Origin of the sequence: Mucilaginibacter sp. Bleaf8 (assembly GCF_018390515.1) — a bacterium.
In the GTDB taxonomy this organism is placed as follows: domain Bacteria; phylum Bacteroidota; class Bacteroidia; order Sphingobacteriales; family Sphingobacteriaceae; genus Mucilaginibacter.
In genome coordinates, this window is record NZ_JAHBBK010000002.1 from 865,121 (window position 1) to 888,671 (window position 23,551).

A 23,551-nucleotide genomic window follows, 5' to 3' on the forward strand; every position below is an offset into this window, starting at 1 on the left:
TTAATTTAGTGTAACTAGTTCTTATGTTTAATGAGCCAGGCTGTCTGGTATGGCAACAATCTCTACGCTGCGGTTCAACTGCTGTCCCTTGTTGGTAGCATTGCTGGCCAATGGTTCAGATTCGCCGTAAGATCTTACAGCAATACGGTCTGCACTTAAGTTCCCGTTGCTCACTAGCCAGTCGCATACTGCCTGTGCCCGCTTGGCGCCTAATTCTTTATTCTGAGCAGCATCGCCCGATGCATCTGTGTGGCCATACACACCGATAACTGCATTGCTAAACCTTTTTTGTAAGGATGCCGCAACCTGTTTCAGGTGCTCTGCAGCAGTGCCTTGTAAAGTGCTTTGGCCTTTAGCAAAAAGCACATTCCCGCCAAGGCTGTAAATGGCATATTTGTCGCCGCCCTGAACCGTAATTGTTGTATCCGATATTTCATCGTAACGGGTAGTAGGCGAGTTGAAATCAACATTGTCAAAGCTGGCAGTTGTGGTTGCTACCTGTGCTGTGCTTGAACTATCAACGGTTGTAGTTGAATCAACAACTGTAGTAGTGCTTACCTGTTTAGCGCTGTCGTTACGCATTCTTAAAAAATAGAACAATACGCCCAACACAATTAATAACAACAGTAGCCAAAGCCACCATGGTGTTCTGCTTTTGGGTTTTACATCTAATTCGGCCATAATCGAAATTTGTTTAGAGTGATTTAGTTTTCCTTAAAATATTTACTCGGTTGAAAATTATTTTAACCGGTATTATAACCCGCACGGATAAATAAAAGTTTTTCGAAAGTCAATATCCATTATTACTATAAGTTGTTTGGTTTATACTATTGGTTAAAACTTATTCGTCAACTAATCATTTTATTAAATATATTTTTAAAGTTATGTTCGATCAGATATTAAACATGGTTAAGGATCATTTAGGGAATGATCCGCAGGTAGCGTCCGCAATCCCGGCAGATAAAGCTGATGCAGTGCATCACGAAGTGGCAAGTTCAATTGAGAATGGCGTTAAAAGCCAGGCAACCAGCGAAGGTGGTATCGGCGGCTTATTGTCTTCATTGGCAGGGGCCGGTTCTGGTAGTCCTATTTCAAGTGCTATTACCGGTGGTTTGGTAGGTACTTTAACCAGCAAACTTGGTTTACCACCGGCAGCTACCGGTGCTATCGCCGCTGCGATACCGGGTATACTGCAAAAGTTTGCCCACAAAACCAATGATCCTAATGATTCGAGCTTAACGCCCGATAGCATACTCGGATCAATAACCGGAGGTAAGGGCCTTGGCGGAGCTTTAGGAAACTTATTTTAACGAATAATAAGCAAATTGTAGAAAAGGCAAGTCGTTACAATGGCTTGCCTTTTGTATTTTACTTTAAACTTTATGTGTGATGCCGGTTAGATATAATTACTCCTTCGATGTTCTTTCCGCAAAAAGAGGCGTTGGCGATGATTTGGCCGACCGCTTTATCGCCCACATATTCGCCGGCAGCCAGGGTAAACAAAGCTTGCAGACTTTGCTGTCTGATCTTACCTTCAACCATCAACTCAATAGCCTGCCAGCTGATTATGCTGATGAGCCGCTATTTGCAAGTATTCAGCAATTACCGGTATGGGCCGACAGAAAGCTGATACAGGAAGGAACCGCATTTTTTGCCCGTTATGCTTCACTCATTATGAACATGCTGGGTTTGCTATCCTTACCCTATTGTTACGCAGCGGCAGATGGTGCGCGTGTTTTATATCTATCTGAACGAATGCGAACTGATACCGCCAGGCGTTTGCAGGAAACGGGCGACTTTGTGTGGAACGTAATGGCACCTGATGCTTTTGAGCCTGATGGCAAAGGGTTGGTAACACTGCTAAAAGTACGGTTGATGCATGCCGCTGTAAGGTATTACACTCTGCAAAGCGGTAAATGGGATAAAACCTGGGGTTTACCTGTAAACCAGGACGATATGGCCGGCACAAATCTTTCATTTTCACTTATAGTAATACGTGGGCTGCGTAAGTTGGGCATAGCGATAAGCTATCAGGAGCAGCAGGCTTTTATGCACATTTGGAATGTGATCGGATACTTGTCGGGCATTGCGCCCGATTTACTTCCGCAAAATGGTAAGCAGGCTTTTGATCTGGAGCAGGTTATCAGGCAACGCCAATTTAGTGCATCTTAACAGGGTAGGGCTTTGACACAAGCACTTACCAGTTTCTTAAGTACTGCAAACACAGACGGACCATTTACAGGCTCAGAAACCGTTCAGCTGATGCGTTATTTGCTGGGCGATGATGTGGCTGATTTATTAGGTTTGCCTGCCGGAAGCCTGCCAACCGCTATGATCAGTTTACTCAAAATTGTGGGTACCTGGCAGGCTATGCAGTATATACCTGTGGTGACGCGTGCATATCAATCGCAATTTGCTGATTACAAGAAACACAACGGAGCCTCCATTCTTGAGGCTGCGTAAATTTTATTTTCCTTTGGTTAACCACCTCATTTTGTGCCTATATTTAGGCAATGAATTTGAGCTATTGTACCCGTGCGTTTTTAATGTGCCTGATGTTAGGTTTGTTGCTTACCTCATGTAAATCAAAGAAAGCTGTGTTGAAGGGATCGCCAGGAGAGGTGGTGAAGCCGCAGGCTTTTATTGCCGATAAATATGCAGCTTTAATGAATGTGAACAGTACGGACATTAGCAACGGCCGCTTATATAACTTTATTGACATGTGGTACGGTACGCCCTATAAGTTTGGCGGACAAAACAGGGATGGCGTAGATTGTTCGGGCCTGGTACAATTACTGGAACAAGAGGTGTATGGCGTTAGCTTGCCACGCATGACCGGCCAGCAGATAAATAGTATTAAGCGTAAGTACGAAGAGCAACTGCAGGAAGGCGATTTAGTGTTTTTTGATTTCGACGGCAAAAAGTTCAGCCACGTTGGCGTGTACCTGCAAAACGGTTACATTGTACACGCAAGCACCCGCAAAGGCGTAATGGTAGTGCGCCTGCGCGATCCGGCTATGTACCGGTACTTTTCAAGAGCGGGATCGATTGTCGGCACCGCAGATGTGGCGATGAATGACGAGTAACTTGGATAAAGATTTCTTAAATAAGAAAGCCTGCGTTAATGAATGAACGCAGGCTTTTCTGTTATGGATTGTGTACTTTTGTGCTATGAATAAAGAGAAAGAAGATTATTCATTTTGGACTAAATACAAGCGCTTTGCCGGTAACGAAATTTTGCTTTACGTGGTGATGGTTATCGGCATCATTCTGGGCATAATTATATTTAGTTAGCTTTCGCTAAAATAGCGCTGTAGTCGTCAGCATCAACCACAGCTTGGAAAAAGTCAACCAGTTCCTGGTAGCTTTCTTTAGGGTAGTGGCCGTCAATCATCTGCAGTTTGCGTTTGTAAACAAGCTGATTTTTTTCGTTCAATACTGCCGTGGCTGTAAACTTACCGAAAGGTTTGGTAATACTTACCAGCAGTGGTCTGCTTTCCATTTTTAAGCCGGCAGGTACATTATAAGTAATCTCATCAATGTCGGTATATCCCCGGTTAATATATACGTCGGTAGTTCGGTTTCGCACCTCGCGTGGTGGTCTGCGCATCCGGTTGGCCAGGTTCACCGTAACAAAGTACTTGCCTGATGATAAACTGGCATAGTCGCGTGCATTAAGGCGGATATTTTCCTGGTTTACCGGTTCTGTTTTTTTATCGCGCTTGTAATTTAAAGTTTCGATTTCCAGGTTATTGATGGCATAAATCTCTTTCAGCTTTTTGACACGTTCGGTATCATCGCGATCATCGTCGTTACGGTTTTCGTATTGTGTGCCTTCAAAAGTTGTATTCATGCTGCCATCAATTTCACCGGTTTCTTTGAGCGTTAAATTTGCAATGCATACTTGCCTGTTTTGTTCGGCTGTATAACGCGGGGTGTGCATCAGCTTACCGCCGCTTGGTGTGCAAGCCAGCACCCAACGGTCGTCCGTAAAGTCGCCCAAAAAGCCAAACGGTATACGCTGGCTGGTGCACTCAAGCCAGGTGGTATCACTTTTAAAGGGCAGGCACAAAATAATGTGATTACCCTGTTCCATACTGGCGAAATCTGTCAATAAACTTTTCTTGTGGCTACCGGCCTGTACTATGCAGTAATAGGACTCAATGTTGGCCACTTTGAGTAAAGCTTGCGTATAATTAACCAAGGCCTTGCAATCGCCGTAGCTCAGGCGGTCTACATCGGCAGCTAAAAACGGCTGAAAGCCTCCTATGCCAACCTGTACACTGATGTAGCGGGTTTTGTGCTGCATGTATTCATAAATAGCCTTAGCCTTGTCTTTAGGGGTTTTGATGGTGTCGGTAAGGCGTTTGATGTACGCTTCAGTTTCCGTAGGCAGTGCCATTCTGGAACGCAGCAAGTTTTCATATTGCCATTTTCCCAACTCGTTCCAATTGGTATAGGATCCGTTATATCCTTCATAATAGAATTTCTCGGGAGCAAATTTCACCAGTGTTTTATACCTTTCATAGTCTGGACTGTACGGTTCGCTACGTATGGCCTTTAGGTTACTTACCGACCACGTATATACCTTCATTCCGGACGCATCTGTGCTGATAGCTACTTTACCCGGATAGTTCAATTCCTTGTAGTGCAGGTTAAAATCGGGCTTGCATACAAACTGGCAGGTGCTGCTTTGAACTGCCGTACCGGTGTATGGATTTGGGTGCCAGTTACCCAGATTGAGAGACTGTTTCGAAGTGGTTTCAACTTCGTACTCAATAGTAAAGGGATAACTGATGCTGGTGGCGCGGAAATGTTTCAGCCGGTTATCAGTAAACAGTGAGAAGCCGTCGGCATAACTTTCATCGCTGAAATTGCGGTCTGTAAATTTAGTTACCGGCTTGCCAAACTCATCATAAACCACGCCTTTTATATAACGGATGCGGTTACTCTTATCATAAGGCACTACAATTTCCGCGTGATCGTCTCCGTTGTCATTAAGGATTGTAATGGCTACTTTAAGATGGTATACGGTATTATCTAAAGATTTTACTTCCGTACGCTCATCCATTTTACGCACTACCGCACTGGCATAAGGCAACAAGTCTTTTGGAATGGCAGCTATTTCGTAATTATTCTGTGCAGCAGCCGGCGTTATCAGCGCTGCCAGTAATAAAAGCGATAAGATTAATTTCATTACTTCTTCTTAAAAATAATATCGGTCTGTTCCGTCTGGATAATTTTACTGAACAGTTCTTTTAAATATGGATACTCCTCTGCAGTATAAATGGAGTTGTTGAGCTGCAATACATTCGAAAATGTGTATACATTATCCTGCGCAGTAAAATTGGTTACAAACATGCCGCCTTTATTGGGTAATGATAAGCCGGTAGGCTGTAACGGCGTTTCAACCGTGTACTGGTTTGGCATATGTAGGGTCAGCATAAAACGGGTCTCGGTAGGAGCGCCCCAGTCAACCGGGTAATCTCTTTCAGATAGCTTGAACGGATTTTCGGTAATGCGGCTTAATATATAGGGGTTAAACGAAAGCTTCTGGTGGTCGGTGTTATCGTACGCATCAATCTGTACATCATAAACCTCAGCTAATGGTGTTTCCAGGCTGTCTAAGTTTTGAATGTCCGAATTCAGGATTTTTATCTTAGGCAGCTTTTCATCCAGGTTTTCAACATATTCGTTTACCGTGTTGAATTTTTTGATCTCTTTCCGGTGTTCGTAAGCTTCGTAGCCGCTTGCATAGCGCGATAAGGTACCTTTTAGCTTGCCATTATCCTGTAAAGTTAACTCCAATATAAAGGTGCTGGTTTTCTTTTGTGATGCTTTCAGATCTATCCAGTATGATGGCTTGCTTAAACTTACTACACGGCCCTGATCGTTAATACAGTGCATTGGTAACAGGCCAAAAGGCAGCATATTGTCCGTAGCATCCAGCAAATACGACTTCTCGCCTATGTTTACTTTGGCAATCACGTAATTGAATTCACTAACCACGGGGTATAATTTATTCACTAAACCGTGGTCGCGGGTGGAGAGTAATACGGCCTCTGCATTTAAGCCGGCCGCATTGAGGGCAGCGATGAGCGCCAGGTTAACATCGGCAACATTACCGCTATGTGTATCTAAAGCTTTCCGGATGCCGTTATCACAGCTGAAACCATAAAACTGGTTTGGCTTAATATTTTTTTGAATATAAGCATATATCGCTTTCGCCTTATCCAGCTCGGTTGTCTTACCGGCAATAACTGCTGGTAACCGATCTTTGAATAAGTTGGTTTTGCGCATTTGCGACCCAAAATCCTCGTCTTGCTTTAAGTCACGGTCGATGGTAGCCCAATCTTGTGTCACCTTTACTTTTGAGCCATTAAATAAGCTTACATAGTCGTTTAGTTCAAAGTAAACGGCCGACAGGTAGTTCTTACGTGCGGTCATGTACTTTTCTTCAACGAAGGCAGGCACATCGGTCATTGCATAAACGATTTTGGAACAATCACATCTATTGCCGCCAATGGAAAAGCAATCGCGTTCCAGCTCCGCTTTGTTGTTGGCTAATTTGTAAAAGCCTCTGAGCGTAGCGTTATAATTGTAAACGGCTGGTATGTGCGCCTCGTATTCAGTGGCTATTTTCGGAATGTCTGACTGAAAATTCCATGATTTGAAATTGAACAGGCGTGGCGATTGCAACGTGTACTTAAACTCAATTACGCAGCCCGGGCGCAGGTTGGGCATCGCAAACTTTTTCTGGCTCCAGTACTTGTTTGTGTTCTCAATAAATACTTGTTTCGGGTCCAGCTCGGCTTTCTGTACATTACCGCCTTCAGCTGTATAGTAAGTAACTCCTTCTAGGTTGGTAATGGTTTCAAAGCGGTTCCCGTCAATCTTATACAACGGAATCTGTATGTTACCTTCGTCGAAGCCTTTGCTGTCAAAAATTTTGATCTTTACATGGTATTCATGTATCAGGTTAATTTCATCACCAGCAGTACTGATCCAGCTTTTGCCGAACTCCTGCAATACAACAGCATGTGCCGAAGCATCCTTGGCGTATGATTTCATTCCCAGTTCCTCGTGGGTAAACTGTCCGTAAGGAAAATCGCCGGCTTTGCAGATGCCGGTCATAGTAAGCGCAGAAAGGGCTAATATAAATAGTTTTTTTACCATCGTGTAACGTTTAGGCAGCGCAAAGTTGAGCAAATGTTTGATAATAATAAAGGCATGGTGAAAACTTTTTACGACCTTTGCCAAAACGTTGCGCATGAAATTAAACTTAAAACGTCCGCTTGCTTTTTTTGATCTTGAAACTACTGGCACCAGTATAGGTACCGATCGTGTGATCGAGATAGCTTTTATCAAGTTACTGCCGGACGGCACGGAAGAAAGCAAAACCTGGTTAATTAACCCACAAATGCCAATTCCGCTGGAAACTTCACTGATACACGGCTTTTACGACGATGATGTTAAAGATGCGCCTGTATTTAAGGATGTAGCTGATGAGATCGCTGCGTTTATAATAGATGCAGATTTGGCCGGATATAATTCTAATAAGTTCGACATACCGATGCTTATGGAAGAGTTTTTAAGAGCCGGAGTAGCTTTTGATATGGACGGAAGGCATTTTGTGGATGTACAGAATATTTTTCACCAGATGGAGCAACGTACATTAAAGGCGGCCTATCGCTTTTACTGCGATAAAGATATTATAAACGCCCACACGGCCGAAGCGGATACCCGTGCTACGATGGAGGTGTTGCTTGCACAGGTTGAGCGGTATGCGAATACAGAATGGGAAGATAAAAAAGGGAACAAATCAATTCCGGTAGTGAATGATGTTGCTGCACTTCACGAGTTTACTAACTTGCATCGTGCGGTTGATTTTGTAGGCCGCATGGTTTACAATGATGAAGGGCACGAGGTGTTTAACTTTGGTAAACATAAAGGTAAGCGGGTTGAGGATGTATATGACGCGGAGCCAAGCTACTTTGCCTGGATTATGAATGGAGACTTTCCATTATACACCAAACGTAAGGCAGAGGAAATATACAGACGCTGGCAGCAAAACCGTCCGGCAAAACCGGCCAAGCCTGCTGATGGCGCTACGCAGAATGACCAGCAAAAGCCAAAGCCCGAATTCAACAAGCCAAAGAAAGATTTTCAAAAGCAAAACTTCAGGCCGCATAACCAGCAGCCGCAACACAACAAACCTTTCAAAAAGAAAGAAGAGCCGGCCGCTCCGGTAAATGAAGATATGCTGCAAATGCTGGCTAATAAGTTCAAGAAAGGATAAGTAGTATAGGTTTTACTGCCTAAATCTTCATCCTAAAAATTCGATATTTCTTTTCAAGCCGTTAAACTTAGTACGTTTAACGGCTGATTTTTTAAATACCTGCTGGAAGGTTTCCTGGGTTATGTCCTGCCAGTCTTGCCGTGTCATGCCCAGTAAATCGGGATGGGGTTCAAATGCTGTCTCCTGGTGTGTCACCGAGAAGCGATTCCACGGGCATACATTCTGGCACACGTCGCAGCCAAACATCCAGTCGTCTGTTTTACCCTTAAATTCTTCGGGTATATTATTCTTAAGTTCGATGGTGAGATAGGAAATACAGCGGCTGCCATCCACTACATAAGGTGCGATGATGGCATCCGTAGGGCAGGCATCAATGCACCGGGTGCAGGTTCCGCAATGGTCGGTGGTAGGGGCTATGTCATAAGCCAGTTCCATATCCACAATCAGCTCGGCCAGAAAAAAGAACGAACCTCCTTTTTTGTTGATCAGGTTGGCGTTCTTGCCAATCCAGCCTATGCCGGCCCGTTGGGCCCAAGCCCGGTCAAGTACCGGTGCTGAATCAACGAACGCACGGCCGCCCACATCGCCAATGTTTTCCTGGATAAAATGAAGCAGTTCCCTAAGCTTGCCTTTGATCACATCATGGTAATCCATGCCGTAGGCATATTTGGATATTTTGGGCGCTAATGGGTCTGTTTGCTGTTTGTCAGTGTAATAGTTTAATGCCAGGGAGATAACCGATTTGGCATCATCTACCAACAACCGCGGGTCCAGGCGTTTGTCAAAGTAGTTTTCCATGTACTGCATTTCGCCGTGGTGCCCATCTTTTAACCATTTTTCAAGCCTTGGCGCTTCTGCTTCTAAAAAAATTGCTTTGGCTATACCACAAAACATAAACCCCAGGCGTTTGGCCTCGGCTTTAATTTGATCGCTGTATAGTTGCAGGTTTTTCATTGTTACAAAGATACATAACACCGCCCGTTTTCATTTTTTCTCAATGTCATTTCTGGTTTCTGATTGCAAAACTGGTGTAGCTATCAAACACATCAACCCAAATGGTGTTGTATAACTATTAATTAAATAGTAAAACGTAATATGCTTCAATTCATAAATGATTTACCCGAAAATGTAGTAGGTATACATGCTATAGGCGAGGTAACTAAAGAGGATGTAGATAATGTATTAACACCCCGACTGGACGAGCTAGCCCAGCGCCAGGGTGAAATTAACTACCTGCTGGTGCTCGAAACCGATGTGCAAAATTTTACCATGGGTGCTTGGTTTAACGACCTGAAAGCCGGCCTTAAGCATTTCACAAAATGGAAAAAGATAGCTATAGTAACCGACCAGCACAGCGTAGAGTGGTTTACCAGCAATATATTCCGGTTTATGATTCCGGGAACATCAAAAGGTTTTTCACTGGACAAGCTGGATGAGGCCGTTCAGTGGGTTGCAGCAAGCGAATAATATTTTTTAACCCAAACATCTATAACTATGTCAGCAGAAAACAATAATGCGCAAGACCCGAATGAGGAACAAACAAGAGCGCAAACAGATAATCCAGGTAATGATGATATAGGTGAGAATGCAGGCGACAGCGAGCTGTCAAAAGGCAATACACCTAATGTACAAAACAAGCCTGATGATACTCGTGTAGATACCGTTACGCCAGACAACGATAGCGGAACTCCGGGCCCGTCAACCGACGAAACCTCGAACAAACCGAGTGATGGCGGTCCGGCTAACGAAAATTTGTAACAATAAGAAAGGCCCTTCAAATTTGAAGGGCCTTTCTTATTAAAAGCTATTTCTGATACTGTTGCTCAGTGTTTTTGCGCTCCAGTAACCGCTATCCAAAATACGGCGGATTGTCATCAATGGATCGTTTGCATCGCGTTTTTCAGCCAGTTGGAAAGCAGCTTTAAAACCGCGTTTGTGCAGCTCAGGTAATCCTTGCTCGTTCCATAAGCCAAAAGGGTAGGCGAAGTATTCGATCTTTTTGCCGTTAATTTCTTCCAGCTTCTTGGTTGGTTTATCAATTTGGGTTTCCCAATCCTTGCCCTGGAACTTTTTGAAATTGTGGTGATCCCAGGTATGGCTGCCAATCACATTACCCTCGTCAGCTAGTTGCTTGATCTGCTCTTTGTTCATGTAATGCGGGCGACCGATAGAGACAGTCATTACAAAATATACGCCTTTGAAACCATATTTTTTTAATTCCGGGTTCGCAATTGTGAACTGATCCAAATCGGTATCATCAAAAGTAAGCATGATAGGTTTGGCGGGTAACGCTGCACCGGTAGTTAGGTAATTATATAACTGATCGGGCAGTATGGTATGATAACCACTATCGGCCAGCATTTTCATATGCTCTTTAAATGCAGCTATTTGTACTATGTAATCCTTAGCGCTTTTAGAGTCGCTGGCGCGCCAGTCGCGTATTTGGTGATAACACAGAACAGGCACCTGTTTGCGGGCCATTATCTCGGCATTTGATGCCATTTTGCCAGTGGCTTTTGCCGGCTCGGCACTTGTTGTAGTAGTTGTGGTTACGGTAGTAGTACTGGATGAATCGGTTGTGGAGGTAACCTTGTTAGCCTTTCCCTGGTTGCAGGCAACCATACCCAATGTACATGCAGATAAAACAGCAGCAGTAAAAAAGTTAGTCATGTTTAATATAAAGTAGCTGCAGCGAAAATAGTATAAATAAAAAGAAAAAGCCGAACCTAAATTAACTTACGGGTTCGGCTTTTTCTTTTTTATTGCGGCAGATGCTTTAGCAGATAGTCGGCTATCGCATCAATAGTTTTAAGCATTACCTGTTCGGGCTCGGCATCGAAGTATAGCCTTAATCCAAATGGTACATCTTTAATAAGGCCGTTTACAAACATGGTACCTACCGGCTTTTCGTCAGACTCGCTGCCCCCGGGTGCGGCAAGGCCGGTTACGGCAACAATAATGTCAGCCGGAATAAGCTTTTTCAATCCTTCAGCCAGCTTTTCGGTTACCTCTGCCGATTCGGGCGTAAATTCATCCAACATTTCCTGTGGTACACCCAGCAGCGAAGTTTTAACGCTTACATCGTAACATACTATGCTTCCCTTTAGTACCGATCCGCAATTAGGTATCAAAGCAAATTCCGAAATTACTTTTCCGGCAGTTACACTTTCGGCAAAAGAGATGGTAAGATCTTTATCTTTTAGTGCATGGCTGCAGTTTATAACAATATCAGATGGCATAAATTCTTTTGTATAATTGGTTTGCTTTTAAAGCAACGCTTATCCGGCTTAACTGTTTGCCCTTAAATTCCAGGTTGGGATTAAACGAAAACGCCCGCTTGCAAGCTGGCGTTTTCGTTTTTTATTTAATTGCTAAAACAACGTTTGGGCCTGACCGGGGCGCATAATACCCAGGTGGCGATAAGCGTTATCTGTAGCCTCGCGCCCGCGTGAGGTGCGCATTAAGTAACCTTCTTGTATCAGGAAGGGTTCGTATACTTCCTCTATCGTGCCTTCATCTTCGCCAACAGCGGTAGCGATTGTTTTTACACCTACAGGGCCGCCTTTAAACTTTTCAATAATGGTGTGCAATATCTTGTTGTCCATCTCATCCAGGCCATGTTCATCCACGTTTAATGCGTTCAATGCATACTTGGCAATTTCGGTATCGATGCTGCCGTTGCCTTTAATCTGGGCAAAGTCGCGCGTACGGCGCAACAGCGCATTGGCAATACGTGGGGTGCCCCGGCTGCGGCGGGCAATTTCATAGGCGCCCTCGTCTGATATTGGTGTACTTAATATCGATGCCGAGCGCAGAATAATGGTGGTAAGCAGTTTGGCATCGTAGTACTCCAATCGTGCATTGATACCAAAACGCGCACGTAAAGGTGCAGTTAACAAACCTGAGCGGGTAGTAGCACCTACTAGGGTAAACGGATTCAATGAGATTTGCACGGATCGGGCATTTGGGCCGCTTTCGAGCATTATATCGATCTTGAAATCTTCCATGGCCGAGTACAAATATTCCTCAACCAGTGGACTCAGACGGTGTATCTCGTCAATAAATAAAATATCGCCAGGCTCCAAATTAGTTAACAGACCGGCCAAATCGCCGGGCTTATCTAATACCGGGCCAGAAGTAATTTTGATGCCTACACCCATCTCATTTGCGATAATGTTGGAGAGGGTGGTTTTGCCCAGTCCCGGCGGGCCGTGCAGCAACACATGATCCAGCGACTCGCCACGCTGACGGGCCGCTTGTACAAATATTCTTAAGTTAGCCAGTATTTTATGCTGACCGGTAAAGTCTTCAAAAGCCTGCGGGCGCAACACTTTTTCTATATCGCGCTCGGTGCTGGTTAAACGTTCCCGGTTAGGATCTAAATTCTCGTTCATTGCCAACGAATTTAGCAATTTTTGCTGAATTGTGGAAATGAAAAGTTCGTAAACTTAATATCAATAGTAGGTGATTTAGGTTAGGAGCGACGATGTTTTTATGCTGTGAGTTTGTTTTCAATATTATTAAAAATGCTCATAAATTGATTTTCCAGTAGCAATCTGTAGGAGGTTATAACTTCGGTTAAACCGGCTTCCTGCTGTTGCGTAAAAGGGTTGTTCCATATTCGCATACAAATGCGCTTAAGTGCATAAGCTACTTGTTGCGTTTGAGCGTAGGTATGCAGGTACCGGCTTTTCTTAAAGTCGTCATGAAAGCGGATAAATACCTCGGGATCTTCCATACCGTTCATGACTAAAAATTCGCGTATCAAGCGGTCTTCGCAGCTTTGCAGATGGTCATAAAAATCATCAGCCAAAACTTTTTCCGTGGTAAGCAGCAGATTGTCCAGGATTAGTTCCAAAGCGATATGGCCCAAAAAAAATGGCTTTACCGGCGAGCCTTCAATTACTGGCCGCATTTGTAATTTTAGCTCATGTGAATGGGTGGTGAAAAAATCTGAGCTGTGAAAATACCGGTCAACCTCCAGGTGTTTCTTCCAGCCTTCAATCATCGAATTGATGGCTGGGTCGGTATGCGGCGGAAGCTTTTCGGGGTGCAGCACAATGCTTTTGTCCGCGTTTTTAAGCAAGTCGGGTAATACGGTGCCTAATACATGGTAACAATCGGTAGTATGCTGGTCAAAATAATAATGAGATAAAAAATTCATAATAGATGTACTGCAAAATACGGATTTAATCCCGAACCTTAAAATTCAAGGGGCGGTTGATTATGCACACGTGTGGAAATGGATTTTGCAGTAATCTATTATCTTTGCCAGCTATAAATATTTTTACTGATGAATTTTGTTGAAGAATTACGCTGGCGGGGCATGCTGCACGATATAATGCCCGGAACCGAAGAACTGCTTAATAAAGGCATCACTTCCGGCTATATCGGTTTTGACCCTACAGCCGATTCATTACACGTTGGTCACCTAACTCAGATCATGACCCTGATTCATTTCCAAAAGGCGGGGCATAAGCCGTATGCGCTGGTTGGCGGTGCTACCGGTATGGTGGGCGATCCATCCGGAAAATCGCAGGAGCGTAATCTCCTCTCAGAAGATGCTTTGCAGCATAATTTACAGAGCATACAGGCACAGCTGCAACGGTTTTTAGATTTTAACAGTGGCGCTGCCAATAGCGCCCAAATGGTAAATAATTACGATTGGTTTAAGGAGTTCACTTTCTTGAACTTTATTCGGGACGTGGGTAAGCACATTACCGTTAATTATATGATGGCCAAAGATTCGGTTAAAAATCGTTTGAGCGGCGAAACTGGTATGTCGTTTACCGAATTTACTTACCAACTGGTGCAGGGATATGACTTTTACTACCTATGGAAAAACCATAACTGTGCTTTGCAAATGGGGGGTTCGGATCAGTGGGGTAACATTGTTACCGGTACTGAGCTGATACGCCGTAAAGATGCCGGCGAGGCATTTGCCCTAACTACCCAGCTTATTAAAAAAGCCGACGGTACCAAGTTTGGTAAAACCGAGAGTGGTGCAGTATGGCTTGATCCGGCCCGCACGTCGCCTTACCAATTCTACCAGTTTTGGTTGAATGCCAGCGACGAGGATGTGAAAAAATTCATTCGCATATTTACCCTGCTTGATCGTGAAACGATCGAAGCCTTAGAGGTTGAGCATAATGCCGCGCCGCATCAACGTGCGCTGCAAAAAGCCTTAGCTAAGGATATTACCATCCGCGTACATGGCGAAGCAGCTTATGAGAAAGCCATCAAATCATCCGAGTTTTTGTTTGGCAACACAGGTATCGAGTTTTTAAACGAATTGAATGATGCTGAGGTTGTTGGCATATTTGAAGGCGTACCAAACTACACCATCAGCAAAGATGAATTGAAAGAAGGCATTGCCGTACTGGATCTGCTGGCCGCAAAAACCGCGGTGTTCCCATCAAAGGGCGAGGCGAAAAAGATGATACAAGGCGGTGGTGCGGCTATTAACAAAAGTAAGATCGCATCTGCAGAAGAAGTATACACAGCAGATGCGCTGATTAACGGTAAGTTTTTAGTAGCGCAGAAAGGCAAGAAAAATTACTTCCTGATTATCGCAGAATAAGGATTTGCTTTTGCGACATTTTGTGCATATTTTTGGATAAATGTCGTATAAGAAGAAACACAATACTGAAAACGAGGTTAATGAACCTATGGCAGCTTATGTTACCACAGATTCATTAACTTCGTTTTTTGGTTTACTCAGCGGGGTAAGTACTGTAAAATATGCATCAGACTATGATGTGATCAAACTTACCCGTCAGGGCTTGCCTAAAAAAGTATTGTTGTCTTTAGCCGGCAAAATATCACTCACATTGCAGGAACTTGCCGGCATTATGCATATCTCGGAGCGTACCTTGCAGCGCTACGAAGATGATACGGTTGTAAAAACAGAATATGCAGAAAAGGCCATCGAGCTGGCTCGTTTATACACCCGCGGGCAGGAAGTATTCGGCTCAATGGATAAGTTTAAACAGTGGATGAAAACCCCCTCTCATGTTTTTCAAAGCGAAATGCCTGTTTCTTTGCTGGATACCTCGGTGGGTTTTGATTTAGTGTTACGCGAGCTGGGCCGTATAGAACATGGTATATTTGCCTGATGCTACTATACCGGATAGCCAAATGCATGTATGCCGACGATTTAAGCGGTACCGGTGCACGCCTGTATGGCGGCCGCTGGAATAATATAGGCAAGCCGGTGGTATACCTGGCGTCGTCGCGCGCATTAGTTGTATTAGAGGTACTGGTGCATTTACCACCCACTTTAATCCCGTCCAACTATTGTATCGTAACACTGGAAGTGCCAGACGATGCGCAGCAGATTGATTTGAATGTACTGCCGCCCAACTGGCAGGAATATCCTGAACCAAGTATTCTAAAAACTATAGGCGATCAGTTTCTGCTTGATAATAAACATCTGTTGTGCAAGGTGCCGTCGGCAGTTGTTAAAGAAGAATTTAATTACCTGCTCAACCCGGCGCATACCCGCTTTCTGAAAGTAAAAATTAAAAAGAAAGAGCCTTTTAGTTTTGATAAAAGACTACTTGAATAGAAGCTGTCTTATTATATATGGCGGCTTTTTCTATATTTGGTGTAACCAAGACCCCATGTAAGCGGTCTTACCATAAAAAAGTACAATGAGCAACATTACCCGCAAGTATTTCTTCGTATTATTCGCCTTTATAGGTTTAGCAAGTTTATCATCCTGCCGCTTTGGTAAAGTAAAAGGTTCCGGGCATCAAATCACCGAGAACCGTAAGGTGGAAAGCTTTGACCGTATAGAGGTTTCGGGTGCTTACGAGGTAAAGTTAAAGCAGGATAGCACCCTATCCATATCTGTTACTGCAGATGATAACCTGATGAAACATATTCGTACAAATGTGTCTGGCGGCAAATTGCATATTTTCAGTAAACGGAGCTTATCGAGTGTAAAGCCGATGGTATTGGTTATTGGTGTAAAAAGCCTTAATGAGGTCAAAGTATCTGGCGCGGTTGATATTGAAGGCCTTGGTCGCATAAATACCACTAACTTTAGCCTTAACATATCGGGTGCCAGCAAAGTAAAACTTGACTTAAGTGCGGCAGATGTAAGTACTGAGGCACGCGGCGCTACCGAAATTTATATGTCTGGTCAGGCTGCATCACACAAAGTAAAACTGACAGGTGCTGGTAAATTATTTGCTTACGATTTTGTAGTAGGCGATTATAAAATCAATACAGCCGGTGCAACACATTGCGAAATTAACGTGCTTAAAAATTTGGCGGTAGATAGCCGTGGCGCGTCCGAGGTTAGCTATAAAGGTAATCCATCCAACGTGAGCAATCACAAATCGGGGGCATCCTCAATTAATAAAGCAAATTAAGCCCTATTTTACATAGGCGGGTTAGGCGGCATAGGCGAGGGGCGTGGTTCGGGACGTACGTTAGGTACCGGTGTTGGCGTAAGCTTAGGGGTTGGCGTAGTGCCGGTAGAATCGTAGTTGGTTGTTCTGGCTGGTACAGGCATGCTTTTGCTGCGGTTTTGCTTTGAACCTGATGGCTTTTGTGAACTGCAGGCTACTATTATACTTAAGCTAAAAGCGGCGATAGCTAATCTTACAACGGAACTTTTCATAAATAAATTTAAGTACATAACGCTTAAACAATGTATTAGTTTAAGCTGCGGTAGTTAATATAGGCAATAACAATTGTTGTTGCCTATATTTTTTTATGGCTACAGGTTTTTATAACAAACCACCCGTATCGTACTATTCATTTTACTGCTTTATAAGTACTGCATATATATAATGAACAGTAAGTCTTTTATACCGGAAGCTGTGTTATCAACAGTTCTTTTTTAAGATTGCGACAGGAGGGCATTATAAAACTCCTGTTCATGAATAGTTAAAATAAAAAAATAATTACTTACTTTTGCGCCTCTAAAAACAAATGATGCTGTACAATGTATTAGCTCGTTTTGTTTAGGTTAACGATTATAATAAGGTATAAACGATGAATATATCACAGGAAAAAACAGATAATCTGAATGCCGTTATCAAGATAAACATTGATGCCCAGGACTATCAGGCACGTGTTGATAAGGCTATTAAGGACCAGGCTAAAAAAGCACAATTACCGGGTTTCCGTAAAGGTATGGTTCCAGCAGGCCACATCAAGAAAATGTATGGCAAAAGCATTTTGGTTGACGAGATCAACAATCTGTTATCTGATACCCTGAACAACTACCTGAATGAGCAGCAACTGGAAGTATTAGGCCAGCCGCTACCTAAAGTAGATGAGACTAAAGAATACAACTGGGATTTTAATGACAACTTTGAGTTTAACTACGAAGTTGGTTTAGCTCCTGAGTTTGCTGTGAACTTCTCTGCAGAAGATACACTGACCAAATATAAAATCAAAGTTGATGACGAAACGTTAGCATCACGCATCAAAAACCTGCGTCGCAGCTACGGAAAGATGACAAACCCTGACGTATCGGCAGATGATGACGTGTTATTTGGTGAATTAGTACAGCTTTCGGAAGATGGTTCTGTTTTTGAAGGTGGTATTACCAATACATCTACTATTCGTTTAGATCAAGTTCAGGATGAGGCTATCAAAGCATCATTGATTGGTTTGAAAAAAGACGATGTAATTGAACTGGATATCCAGAAAGCATTTAACAATGAGGCTGCCCGTGTAGCTGCAGTGTTAAAGATTGAAGAGGCAGCAGCAGCTGATCTTCAATCTAAATTCCGCTTTACTGTTAAAAATATTAACCGTTTAGAGGAAAGCGATCTGGACCAGGCGTTCTTTGATAAAATTTTAGGCGAAGGTACTGTAACTACCGAAGAAGAATTCAAAGCTAAAATTACTGAAGAGCTGGAAGGTATGATGGAGCAGGATGCAGATCGTAAACTGCAGGCTGATATGTATACGCTGGCTTTGGAGAAAATTAATTTTGAATTACCGGACGAATTCCTGAAACGTTGGTTAAAAGCTACTAACGAAAAGCTGAGCGATGAAGAATTGAACGGTGGCTATGATGAGTTTGCTAAAAACTTAAAATGGACCCTTATTGGTAATAAAGTGGTTAAAGAAAACGAGCTGGAAGTTAAATACGAAGACGTGCTTGATTTGGCAAAACAACGTATTGATGCTCAGTTCCGCATGTATAGCCCGCAATCAATCAGCGAGGATCAATTAAACCAGTACGCTGTTCAGTTTTTACAGGACAAAGAAAACGCCAACCGCATTTTTGAGGAAGCAAAATCAGAAAAAGTGTTCGATTACCTAAAAGGTATCGTTACGCTGAACGAGCAGGAAATTACCTTCGATGAGTTCAGCAAATTAGTGCAAGCCTAATTTTAAATAAATATATAACACTCTTGTAAAAGCAACCCATTAATCGGGTTGCTTTTTCTGTTTTATAAAAACCAAGCTCACTGATATTTGTTAGCTATTCGATTTGAAAAGCTGGCAGTAATTGGTAGTTGATTAGTTAAGCTTTAAGCCGATGTCATAATTTTTTACTTCGCTACTAATAAATGCAACTAAAAACTATATTTACCCCCGGCAGCCAGCCGCATTCACTTTAGAAATCTTAATACAAAATGAATAACATAGATAAAAACGAGTTCAGAAAATATGCTGTTAAGCATCACCGCATTAACAGTCTTCATGTAGATAAATTTATATCAAGCGTTGAGCATAAAATGATGCCTTCGGGTATTGCTTACCCTGTGGGTATGACGCCTTACATCATTGAAGAGCGCCAGCTTAATGTAGCACAGATGGACGTGTTTTCACGTTTGATGATGGATCGTATCATCTTTTTGGGTGATGCTATTTATGAAAACATTGCTAATATCATTCAGGCGCAGCTGTTGTTCTTACAATCAGCCGATGCTAAACGCGACATCCAGATTTATATCAACTCACCGGGTGGTTCGGTATATGCTGGTTTAGGCATTTATGACACCATGCAGTTTGTAAGTAATGATGTAGCTACTATTTGTACAGGTATGGCCGCTTCAATGGCTGCTGTATTACTGTGTGCAGGTGCTGAAGGCAAACGTGCTGCATTACCACATTCACGCGTAATGATTCACCAACCGCTGGGTGGTGCGCAAGGCCAGGCTTCAGATATTGAGATCACCGCGCGTGAAATCATGAAGCTGAAAAAAGAGCTTTACGAAATCATTTCAAAACACAGCGGCACGCCGTACGAGAAAGTATGGGAAGCATCAGACCGTGACCACTGGATGATTGCTGAAGAAGCAAAAGAGTTTGGCATGGTTGATGAAGTATTACGCGGCAGCAACGAAAAGTAATTCGTAGCCGTATAAAAATCACCGATTTGATTTTTGCGATTTTCAAAAACCAAATCGGTGATTAACTCTTATTTCTAAGATATTAAATCTTTAACAGATGAACAAGAACAGCAAGGAAATCAGGTGTTCGTTTTGTGGAGCCGGAAAACAGGATTCCCTGATGCTGATTGCAGGATTAGACGCACATATTTGTGATAAGTGCGTTAACCAGGCTAACGAGATACTGGCAGAAGAACTGAAGGTTAGAAAAGTAAAAACATCACCTTCTGCACCTACTGTACTTAAACCGTCTGAAATCAAGGGTCACCTCGATCAGTACGTAATAGGTCAGGATGATGCCAAGAAAGTTTTAGCCGTAGCCGTTTATAACCACTACAAGCGCTTAAACCAGCGTGTTGACAAGGATGAAGTTGAGATTGAAAAATCCAATATCATGATGGTGGGCGAAACCGGTACCGGTAAAACACTTTTAGCTAAAACTATTGCCAAAATATTAAATGTTCCTTTCTGTATATCCGATGCTACGGTACTTACCGAGGCCGGTTATGTGGGGGAGGATGTGGAAAGTATTTTAACTCGTTTGCTGCAGGCTGCCGATTATGACGTAGCTGCTGCCGAAAAAGGTATTGTGTACATTGACGAGGTGGATAAAATTGCGCGTAAAAGCGATAATGCGTCCATCACTCGCGATGTGTCAGGCGAAGGTGTACAGCAAGCTTTACTTAAAATACTGGAAGGTACTATGGTAAACGTACCACCGCAGGGAGGTCGTAAACACCCGGATCAGAAAATGATCAGTGTAAACACCAGCAACATCCTGTTTATTTGCGGTGGCGCCTTTGACGGTATTGACAGAAAGATTGCCAGCCGCTTGCGCACCCAAACCGTAGGTTATAAACTAAACCGCGATGAAGGCGAGATAGATCTAAAAAATCTGTACAAATATATTACACCGCAGGATTTGAAATCATTTGGTTTAATTCCGGAATTGATTGGCCGTTTGCCTGTATTAACGCACTTAAACCCGTTAGACAGGGAGGCCTTATACAATATCCTGGTTGAGCCTAAAAACTCATTGTTGAAGCAGTATAAAAAGCTGTTTGATTATGAGGGTGTAAAATTGGAGTTTGATGATGATGTGCTTGACTTCATTGTGGATAAAGCCATGGAGTTTAAATTAGGCGCACGTGGTTTACGTTCAATTTGTGAGGCTATCATGATTGATGCCATGTTTGAGTTCCCGTCCAAAAAGGATGTGAAACGCCTGACAGTAACGTTGGATTATGCCCGCGAAAAGTTCGAAAAATCGGACCTTAAGAAATTGAAAGTAGCTTAAATTTAAAGCTATTTTAATGAAAGTAAGCACTTAATTGCTTATATTTGTTATACAACGAAAGCAAACCCTGGTTTTATACCGGGGTTTGTTGTATATATAAACGGCCATCTATACTCAAATTAGGTATGGTCAGAACCCTGGATACATTACTTAATTAGGTTGGTTGGTCTGTAGATCAAAAAATAAGATTGCCCTCTCCGGCGAGAGGGAGTAGGAGGCGTATATATGAACGAAGAAAAAGAAATTAAGAAAGATGCCGGCATAGTGGAAAATGCCAAACAAGTAAAAGAAGTACAATCGCCCATCAAAAACGGTTTAAAAACGAAAGAAGCCATTGTTGCAAATTGGCTGCCGCGCTACACAGGCAGACCGTTAGATGCTTTTGGTAGCTATATTATCCTTACCAACTTTTCAAAATACCTGCAACTGTTTTCGCAATGGAATGATGATGCACCAATTATGGGGTTGGACAAACCTATGCAAAGCGTAACTGCAGGTGGTATTACGATGATTAACTTTGGTATGGGCAGTTCGGTTGCTGCTACCGTAATGGACCTGCTGACTGCCATTCAGCCAAAAGCCGTAATATTTTTAGGTAAATGTGGTGGCCTGAAAAAGAAGAATAATGTAGGCGATTTGATTTTGCCTATTGCCGCTATTAGAGGAGAAGGTACATCCAACGATTACCTGCCGCCTGAAGTGCCGGCACTGCCATCATTTGCTTTGCAAAAGGCAATATCAACCACCATTCGGGACTTTTCGCGCGATTACTGGACAGGAACCTGCTATACTACCAACCGCCGTGTTTGGGAACACGATAAGGAGTTTAAGAAATATTTGAAAACACTGCGTGCTATGGCCGTAGACATGGAAACTGCCACTATTTTCACTACTGGTTTCGCCAATAAAATTCCTACAGGTGCATTATTGCTGGTATCCGATCAGCCTATGGTACCGGAGGGGGTTAAGACTGCCGAAAGCGATTCCAAAGTTACCGAGCAATACGTGGAAACACATTTGAAAGTAGGGATCGAATCATTAAAGCAGTTAATTAATAATGGTTTAACTGTTAAACATCTTAAGTTTTAATACGACATCAAAACTTAAAAGCATAATCCACTATTATCTACAGATATAGTGGATTTTTTATTTATAATGCTCAAATTTGCCTCCAGTTATGTGGTACAATAATATACTCGAAACCATTGGCGATACGCCATTGGTTAAATTAAACAAAGTAACTAAAGATATTAAAGCGACAGTGCTGGCCAAAATAGAAACCACCAATCCCGGTAATTCTATTAAAGACCGTATGGCGCTTAAAATGATAGAAGATGCCGAGCGCGATGGCCGGTTAAAACCTGGCGGTACCATTATTGAAGGTACATCTGGTAACACTGGTATGGGTTTGGCTATAGCTGCTGTTATAAAGGGTTACAAATGTATTTTCACCAGTACCGATAAACAGTCCAAAGAAAAGTTTGATGCGCTGCGTGCGTTTGGTGCGGAGGTAATTGTGTGCCCAACTAACGTTGAGCCGGAGGATCCACGGTCGTACTACTCGGTTTCATCTCGTTTGGAGCGCGAAGTGCCCAATTCCTGGAAACCAAACCAATATGATAACCTGTCGAACTCACAGGCTCATTATGAGCAAACGGGCCCTGAAATTTGGGAGCAAACCGAGGGTAAGATTACGCACCTGGTAGTGGGCGTAGGCACCGGCGGAACTATATCCGGTACTGCCCGTTACCTGAAAGAAAAGAATCCTGACATACAGGTGTTGGGTATAGACACTTACGGTTCTGTATTTAAGAAGTATAAGGAAACTGGCATTTTTGACAAGAATGAAATTTATCCCTACATCACCGAAGGTATCGGCGAAGACTTCCTGCCGCAGAATGTCGATTTTACTCTCATCGACCATTTCGAGAAAGTAACTGATAAAGATGCAGCCTTGATGACCCGCGAAATTGCCTTGAAAGAAGGCATTTTCGCAGGCAACTCAACCGGCTCAGCCGTGGCTGGTACCTTGCAAATGAAGGACCGTTTTAAAGAAGGCGATGTTGTAGTCATTATCTTCCCGGATCATGGTACACGCTACCTGGGCAAAATGTATAACGAAGATTGGCTGCGCGAACGTGGTTTCCTGAAAGATGAGAAACTGACTGCACGCGACATCATTCGTAAAAAAGATAACCCGGAGCTAATAATGATCGACAGTGAGCAGACTGTTTTGGAGGCTATCAATACCATCAAGTCACTAAATATATCGCAGATACCGGTTACCCAAAAAGGCATGGTGATTGGCAAAGTAACTGAAAGTAATATTCTGGATGCTTTGCTCGAAAACCCATCACTCAAATCACAACCGCTGCAGGCAATTACTACAGCACCATTCCCATTTGTTGATCTGAATACTTCAATTGATAAAATCTCGTCGATGATTAATAAAGAGAATATAGCTGTGTTGGTAGAAGACGAACAGGGAAAGATTGAGATTATAACTCAATACGATATTATTAATGCTATCTCTGCATAGGTAAAATAGCCAATAAAATACTTTAAAATGAAAGGGCTGGTAAGTATTTA

General features: G+C 42.9%; 26 protein-coding genes. 17 read left to right on the plus strand and 9 right to left on the minus strand.

What is annotated here, in order from left to right; genetic code table 11:
- Nucleotides 1–27 precede the first annotated feature (27 nt).
- Entirely contained in the window at nt 28–681 is a 654-nt protein-coding gene (locus tag KHS38_RS12705; RefSeq protein ID WP_213488918.1) for an OmpA family protein, read from the minus strand.
- Between the two features lie 203 nt (nt 682–884).
- Between KHS38_RS12705 and KHS38_RS12710 the strand changes: the two genes are divergently transcribed.
- The 5 genes from KHS38_RS12710 to KHS38_RS22365 all read left to right on the plus strand — a co-directional run bounded on the left by KHS38_RS12710 (nt 885) and on the right by KHS38_RS22365 (nt 3,294).
- Nucleotides 885–1,310, plus strand: coding sequence for a hypothetical protein (locus KHS38_RS12710; protein WP_213488919.1), 426 nt, complete (start codon nt 885–887; stop codon nt 1,308–1,310).
- A gap of 79 nt (nt 1,311–1,389) precedes the next feature.
- Nucleotides 1,390–2,172: an oxygenase MpaB family protein gene (locus KHS38_RS12715; protein WP_213488920.1), complete on the plus strand. Its 783-nt coding sequence runs from the start codon at nt 1,390–1,392 to the stop codon at nt 2,170–2,172.
- Nucleotides 2,173–2,184: 12 nt separating this feature from the next.
- A complete protein-coding gene (locus KHS38_RS12720) occupies nt 2,185–2,463 on the plus strand; it encodes a hypothetical protein (protein ID WP_213488921.1) in 279 nt (92 codons plus the stop codon).
- A 50-nt stretch (nt 2,464–2,513) separates the two neighbouring features.
- The gene (locus KHS38_RS12725; RefSeq protein ID WP_249665386.1) at nt 2,514–3,086 is read left to right on the plus strand and encodes a C40 family peptidase; all 573 of its coding nucleotides are present in this window, start codon (nt 2,514–2,516) and stop codon (nt 3,084–3,086) included.
- Nucleotides 3,087–3,171: 85 nt separating this feature from the next.
- Nucleotides 3,172–3,294: a hypothetical protein gene (locus tag KHS38_RS22365; protein ID WP_283770003.1), complete on the plus strand. Its 123-nt coding sequence runs from the start codon at nt 3,172–3,174 to the stop codon at nt 3,292–3,294.
- On the opposite strand, the gene KHS38_RS12730 is transcribed toward KHS38_RS22365, so the two are convergent.
- Nucleotides 3,287–5,197, minus strand: coding sequence for a DUF3857 domain-containing protein (locus KHS38_RS12730; protein ID WP_213488922.1), 1,911 nt, complete (start codon nt 5,195–5,197; stop codon nt 3,287–3,289). The two genes, KHS38_RS22365 and KHS38_RS12730, sit on opposite strands and share 8 nt — an antisense overlap.
- Nucleotides 5,197–7,272 (minus strand): DUF3858 domain-containing protein, encoded by a 2,076-nt coding sequence (locus KHS38_RS12735; protein WP_249665387.1) that lies wholly within the window; start codon nt 7,270–7,272, stop codon nt 5,197–5,199. The genes KHS38_RS12730 and KHS38_RS12735 overlap by 1 nt, the downstream gene beginning before the upstream one ends.
- Between KHS38_RS12735 and KHS38_RS12740 the strand changes: the two genes are divergently transcribed.
- Nucleotides 7,271–8,299, plus strand: coding sequence for a 3'-5' exonuclease (locus KHS38_RS12740; RefSeq protein WP_213488923.1), 1,029 nt, complete (start codon nt 7,271–7,273; stop codon nt 8,297–8,299). The genes KHS38_RS12735 and KHS38_RS12740 overlap by 2 nt on opposite strands.
- Nucleotides 8,300–8,326: 27 nt before the next feature.
- Here the strand turns inward: KHS38_RS12740 and queG are convergent, their stop codons facing one another.
- A complete protein-coding gene (gene queG, locus KHS38_RS12745; protein ID WP_213488924.1) occupies nt 8,327–9,253 on the minus strand; it encodes a tRNA epoxyqueuosine(34) reductase QueG in 927 nt (308 codons plus the stop codon).
- A gap of 141 nt (nt 9,254–9,394) precedes the next feature.
- Here queG and KHS38_RS12750 point away from each other — a divergent pair, with 141 nt between their 5' ends.
- Together KHS38_RS12750 and KHS38_RS12755 are read left to right on the plus strand one after the other, a co-directional pair.
- Nucleotides 9,395–9,766, plus strand: a complete 372-nt coding sequence (locus KHS38_RS12750; protein WP_213488925.1) for a SpoIIAA family protein — start codon at nt 9,395–9,397, stop codon at nt 9,764–9,766.
- Nucleotides 9,767–9,793: 27 nt separating this feature from the next.
- Nucleotides 9,794–10,057 carry a hypothetical protein gene (locus KHS38_RS12755; RefSeq protein ID WP_213488926.1) on the plus strand — a complete coding sequence of 88 codons (264 nt, stop codon included), beginning with the start codon at nt 9,794–9,796 and terminating at the stop codon, nt 10,055–10,057.
- Between the two features lie 39 nt (nt 10,058–10,096).
- Here the strand turns inward: KHS38_RS12755 and KHS38_RS12760 are convergent, their stop codons facing one another.
- The 4 genes from KHS38_RS12760 to KHS38_RS12775 all read right to left on the minus strand — a co-directional run bounded on the left by KHS38_RS12760 (nt 10,097) and on the right by KHS38_RS12775 (nt 13,463).
- Nucleotides 10,097–10,969: a polysaccharide deacetylase family protein gene (locus KHS38_RS12760; RefSeq protein ID WP_249665388.1), complete on the minus strand. Its 873-nt coding sequence runs from the start codon at nt 10,967–10,969 to the stop codon at nt 10,097–10,099.
- A gap of 89 nt (nt 10,970–11,058) precedes the next feature.
- Entirely contained in the window at nt 11,059–11,538 is a 480-nt protein-coding gene (locus tag KHS38_RS12765; RefSeq protein ID WP_213488927.1) for a CinA family protein, read from the minus strand.
- A 132-nt stretch (nt 11,539–11,670) separates the two neighbouring features.
- Nucleotides 11,671–12,693, minus strand: coding sequence for a Holliday junction branch migration DNA helicase RuvB (gene ruvB, locus KHS38_RS12770; RefSeq protein ID WP_213488928.1), 1,023 nt, complete (start codon nt 12,691–12,693; stop codon nt 11,671–11,673).
- A 98-nt stretch (nt 12,694–12,791) separates the two neighbouring features.
- Nucleotides 12,792–13,463 (minus strand): hypothetical protein, encoded by a 672-nt coding sequence (locus KHS38_RS12775; RefSeq protein WP_213488929.1) that lies wholly within the window; start codon nt 13,461–13,463, stop codon nt 12,792–12,794.
- A 129-nt stretch (nt 13,464–13,592) separates the two neighbouring features.
- On the opposite strand from KHS38_RS12775, the gene tyrS reads away from it, so the two are divergent.
- The 4 genes from tyrS (at nt 13,593) to KHS38_RS12795 (ending at nt 16,677) form a co-directional block, all read left to right on the plus strand.
- On the plus strand, nt 13,593–14,879 hold the full coding sequence (tyrS, locus tag KHS38_RS12780; RefSeq protein ID WP_213488930.1) for a tyrosine--tRNA ligase: 1,287 nt from the start codon (nt 13,593–13,595) through the stop codon (nt 14,877–14,879).
- Between the two features lie 88 nt (nt 14,880–14,967).
- Nucleotides 14,968–15,414, plus strand: a complete 447-nt coding sequence (locus KHS38_RS12785) for an Xre family toxin-antitoxin system antitoxin (protein WP_249665389.1) — start codon at nt 14,968–14,970, stop codon at nt 15,412–15,414.
- Nucleotides 15,414–15,866, plus strand: a complete 453-nt coding sequence (locus tag KHS38_RS12790; RefSeq protein ID WP_213488932.1) for an RES family NAD+ phosphorylase — start codon at nt 15,414–15,416, stop codon at nt 15,864–15,866. Before KHS38_RS12785 ends, KHS38_RS12790 begins: the two co-directional genes overlap by 1 nt.
- An 85-nt stretch (nt 15,867–15,951) precedes the next feature.
- On the plus strand, nt 15,952–16,677 hold the full coding sequence (locus tag KHS38_RS12795) for a head GIN domain-containing protein (RefSeq protein ID WP_213488933.1): 726 nt from the start codon (nt 15,952–15,954) through the stop codon (nt 16,675–16,677).
- 8 nt (nt 16,678–16,685) lie between these two features.
- Here KHS38_RS12795 and KHS38_RS12800 read toward each other — a convergent pair whose 3' ends face one another.
- Nucleotides 16,686–16,928 (minus strand): hypothetical protein, encoded by a 243-nt coding sequence (locus tag KHS38_RS12800; RefSeq protein WP_213488934.1) that lies wholly within the window; start codon nt 16,926–16,928, stop codon nt 16,686–16,688.
- A 377-nt stretch (nt 16,929–17,305) separates the two neighbouring features.
- Between KHS38_RS12800 and tig the strand changes: the two genes are divergently transcribed.
- From tig to KHS38_RS12825, 5 genes are all read left to right on the plus strand, one after another.
- Complete coding sequence (gene tig, locus KHS38_RS12805) at nt 17,306–18,658, plus strand: trigger factor (RefSeq protein WP_213488935.1); 1,353 nt, start codon at nt 17,306–17,308, stop codon at nt 18,656–18,658.
- A gap of 248 nt (nt 18,659–18,906) precedes the next feature.
- Entirely contained in the window at nt 18,907–19,626 is a 720-nt protein-coding gene (gene clpP, locus KHS38_RS12810) for an ATP-dependent Clp endopeptidase proteolytic subunit ClpP (protein WP_249665390.1), read from the plus strand.
- Between the two features lie 97 nt (nt 19,627–19,723).
- Complete coding sequence (gene clpX, locus KHS38_RS12815; protein ID WP_213488936.1) at nt 19,724–20,962, plus strand: ATP-dependent Clp protease ATP-binding subunit ClpX; 1,239 nt, start codon at nt 19,724–19,726, stop codon at nt 20,960–20,962.
- Between the two features lie 225 nt (nt 20,963–21,187).
- The gene (locus tag KHS38_RS12820) at nt 21,188–22,051 is read left to right on the plus strand and encodes an AMP nucleosidase (RefSeq protein ID WP_213488937.1); all 864 of its coding nucleotides are present in this window, start codon (nt 21,188–21,190) and stop codon (nt 22,049–22,051) included.
- Between the two features lie 88 nt (nt 22,052–22,139).
- On the plus strand, nt 22,140–23,501 hold the full coding sequence (locus KHS38_RS12825; RefSeq protein ID WP_213488938.1) for a pyridoxal-phosphate dependent enzyme: 1,362 nt from the start codon (nt 22,140–22,142) through the stop codon (nt 23,499–23,501).
- Nucleotides 23,502–23,551: the final 50 nt, after the last annotated feature.

Excerpts from the sequence above, each read along its gene's own strand:
- KHS38_RS12705 (WP_213488918.1), bottom strand. The coding sequence starts at position 681 with ATGGCCGAATTAGATGTAAAACCCAAAAGCAGAACACCATGGTGGCTT.
- KHS38_RS12710 (WP_213488919.1), top strand. The coding sequence starts at position 885 with ATGTTCGATCAGATATTAAACATGGTTAAGGATCATTTAGGGAATGAT.
- KHS38_RS12715 (WP_213488920.1), top strand. The coding sequence starts at position 1,390 with ATGCCGGTTAGATATAATTACTCCTTCGATGTTCTTTCCGCAAAAAGA.
- KHS38_RS12725 (WP_249665386.1), top strand. The coding sequence starts at position 2,514 with ATGAATTTGAGCTATTGTACCCGTGCGTTTTTAATGTGCCTGATGTTA.
- KHS38_RS22365 (WP_283770003.1), top strand. The coding sequence starts at position 3,172 with ATGAATAAAGAGAAAGAAGATTATTCATTTTGGACTAAATACAAGCGC.
- KHS38_RS12730 (WP_213488922.1), bottom strand. The coding sequence starts at position 5,197 with ATGAAATTAATCTTATCGCTTTTATTACTGGCAGCGCTGATAACGCCG.
- KHS38_RS12740 (WP_213488923.1), top strand. The coding sequence starts at position 7,271 with ATGAAATTAAACTTAAAACGTCCGCTTGCTTTTTTTGATCTTGAAACT.
- KHS38_RS12735 (WP_249665387.1), bottom strand. The coding sequence starts at position 7,272 with ATGCGCAACGTTTTGGCAAAGGTCGTAAAAAGTTTTCACCATGCCTTT.
- queG (WP_213488924.1), bottom strand. The coding sequence starts at position 9,253 with ATGAAAAACCTGCAACTATACAGCGATCAAATTAAAGCCGAGGCCAAA.
- KHS38_RS12750 (WP_213488925.1), top strand. The coding sequence starts at position 9,395 with ATGCTTCAATTCATAAATGATTTACCCGAAAATGTAGTAGGTATACAT.
- KHS38_RS12755 (WP_213488926.1), top strand. The coding sequence starts at position 9,794 with ATGTCAGCAGAAAACAATAATGCGCAAGACCCGAATGAGGAACAAACA.
- KHS38_RS12760 (WP_249665388.1), bottom strand. The coding sequence starts at position 10,969 with ATGACTAACTTTTTTACTGCTGCTGTTTTATCTGCATGTACATTGGGT.
- KHS38_RS12765 (WP_213488927.1), bottom strand. The coding sequence starts at position 11,538 with ATGCCATCTGATATTGTTATAAACTGCAGCCATGCACTAAAAGATAAA.
- ruvB (WP_213488928.1), bottom strand. The coding sequence starts at position 12,693 with ATGAACGAGAATTTAGATCCTAACCGGGAACGTTTAACCAGCACCGAG.
- KHS38_RS12775 (WP_213488929.1), bottom strand. The coding sequence starts at position 13,463 with ATGAATTTTTTATCTCATTATTATTTTGACCAGCATACTACCGATTGT.
- tyrS (WP_213488930.1), top strand. The coding sequence starts at position 13,593 with ATGAATTTTGTTGAAGAATTACGCTGGCGGGGCATGCTGCACGATATA.
- KHS38_RS12785 (WP_249665389.1), top strand. The coding sequence starts at position 14,968 with ATGGCAGCTTATGTTACCACAGATTCATTAACTTCGTTTTTTGGTTTA.
- KHS38_RS12790 (WP_213488932.1), top strand. The coding sequence starts at position 15,414 with ATGCTACTATACCGGATAGCCAAATGCATGTATGCCGACGATTTAAGC.
- KHS38_RS12795 (WP_213488933.1), top strand. The coding sequence starts at position 15,952 with ATGAGCAACATTACCCGCAAGTATTTCTTCGTATTATTCGCCTTTATA.
- KHS38_RS12800 (WP_213488934.1), bottom strand. The coding sequence starts at position 16,928 with ATGAAAAGTTCCGTTGTAAGATTAGCTATCGCCGCTTTTAGCTTAAGT.
- tig (WP_213488935.1), top strand. The coding sequence starts at position 17,306 with ATGAATATATCACAGGAAAAAACAGATAATCTGAATGCCGTTATCAAG.
- clpP (WP_249665390.1), top strand. The coding sequence starts at position 18,907 with ATGAATAACATAGATAAAAACGAGTTCAGAAAATATGCTGTTAAGCAT.
- clpX (WP_213488936.1), top strand. The coding sequence starts at position 19,724 with ATGAACAAGAACAGCAAGGAAATCAGGTGTTCGTTTTGTGGAGCCGGA.
- KHS38_RS12820 (WP_213488937.1), top strand. The coding sequence starts at position 21,188 with ATGAACGAAGAAAAAGAAATTAAGAAAGATGCCGGCATAGTGGAAAAT.
- KHS38_RS12825 (WP_213488938.1), top strand. The coding sequence starts at position 22,140 with ATGTGGTACAATAATATACTCGAAACCATTGGCGATACGCCATTGGTT.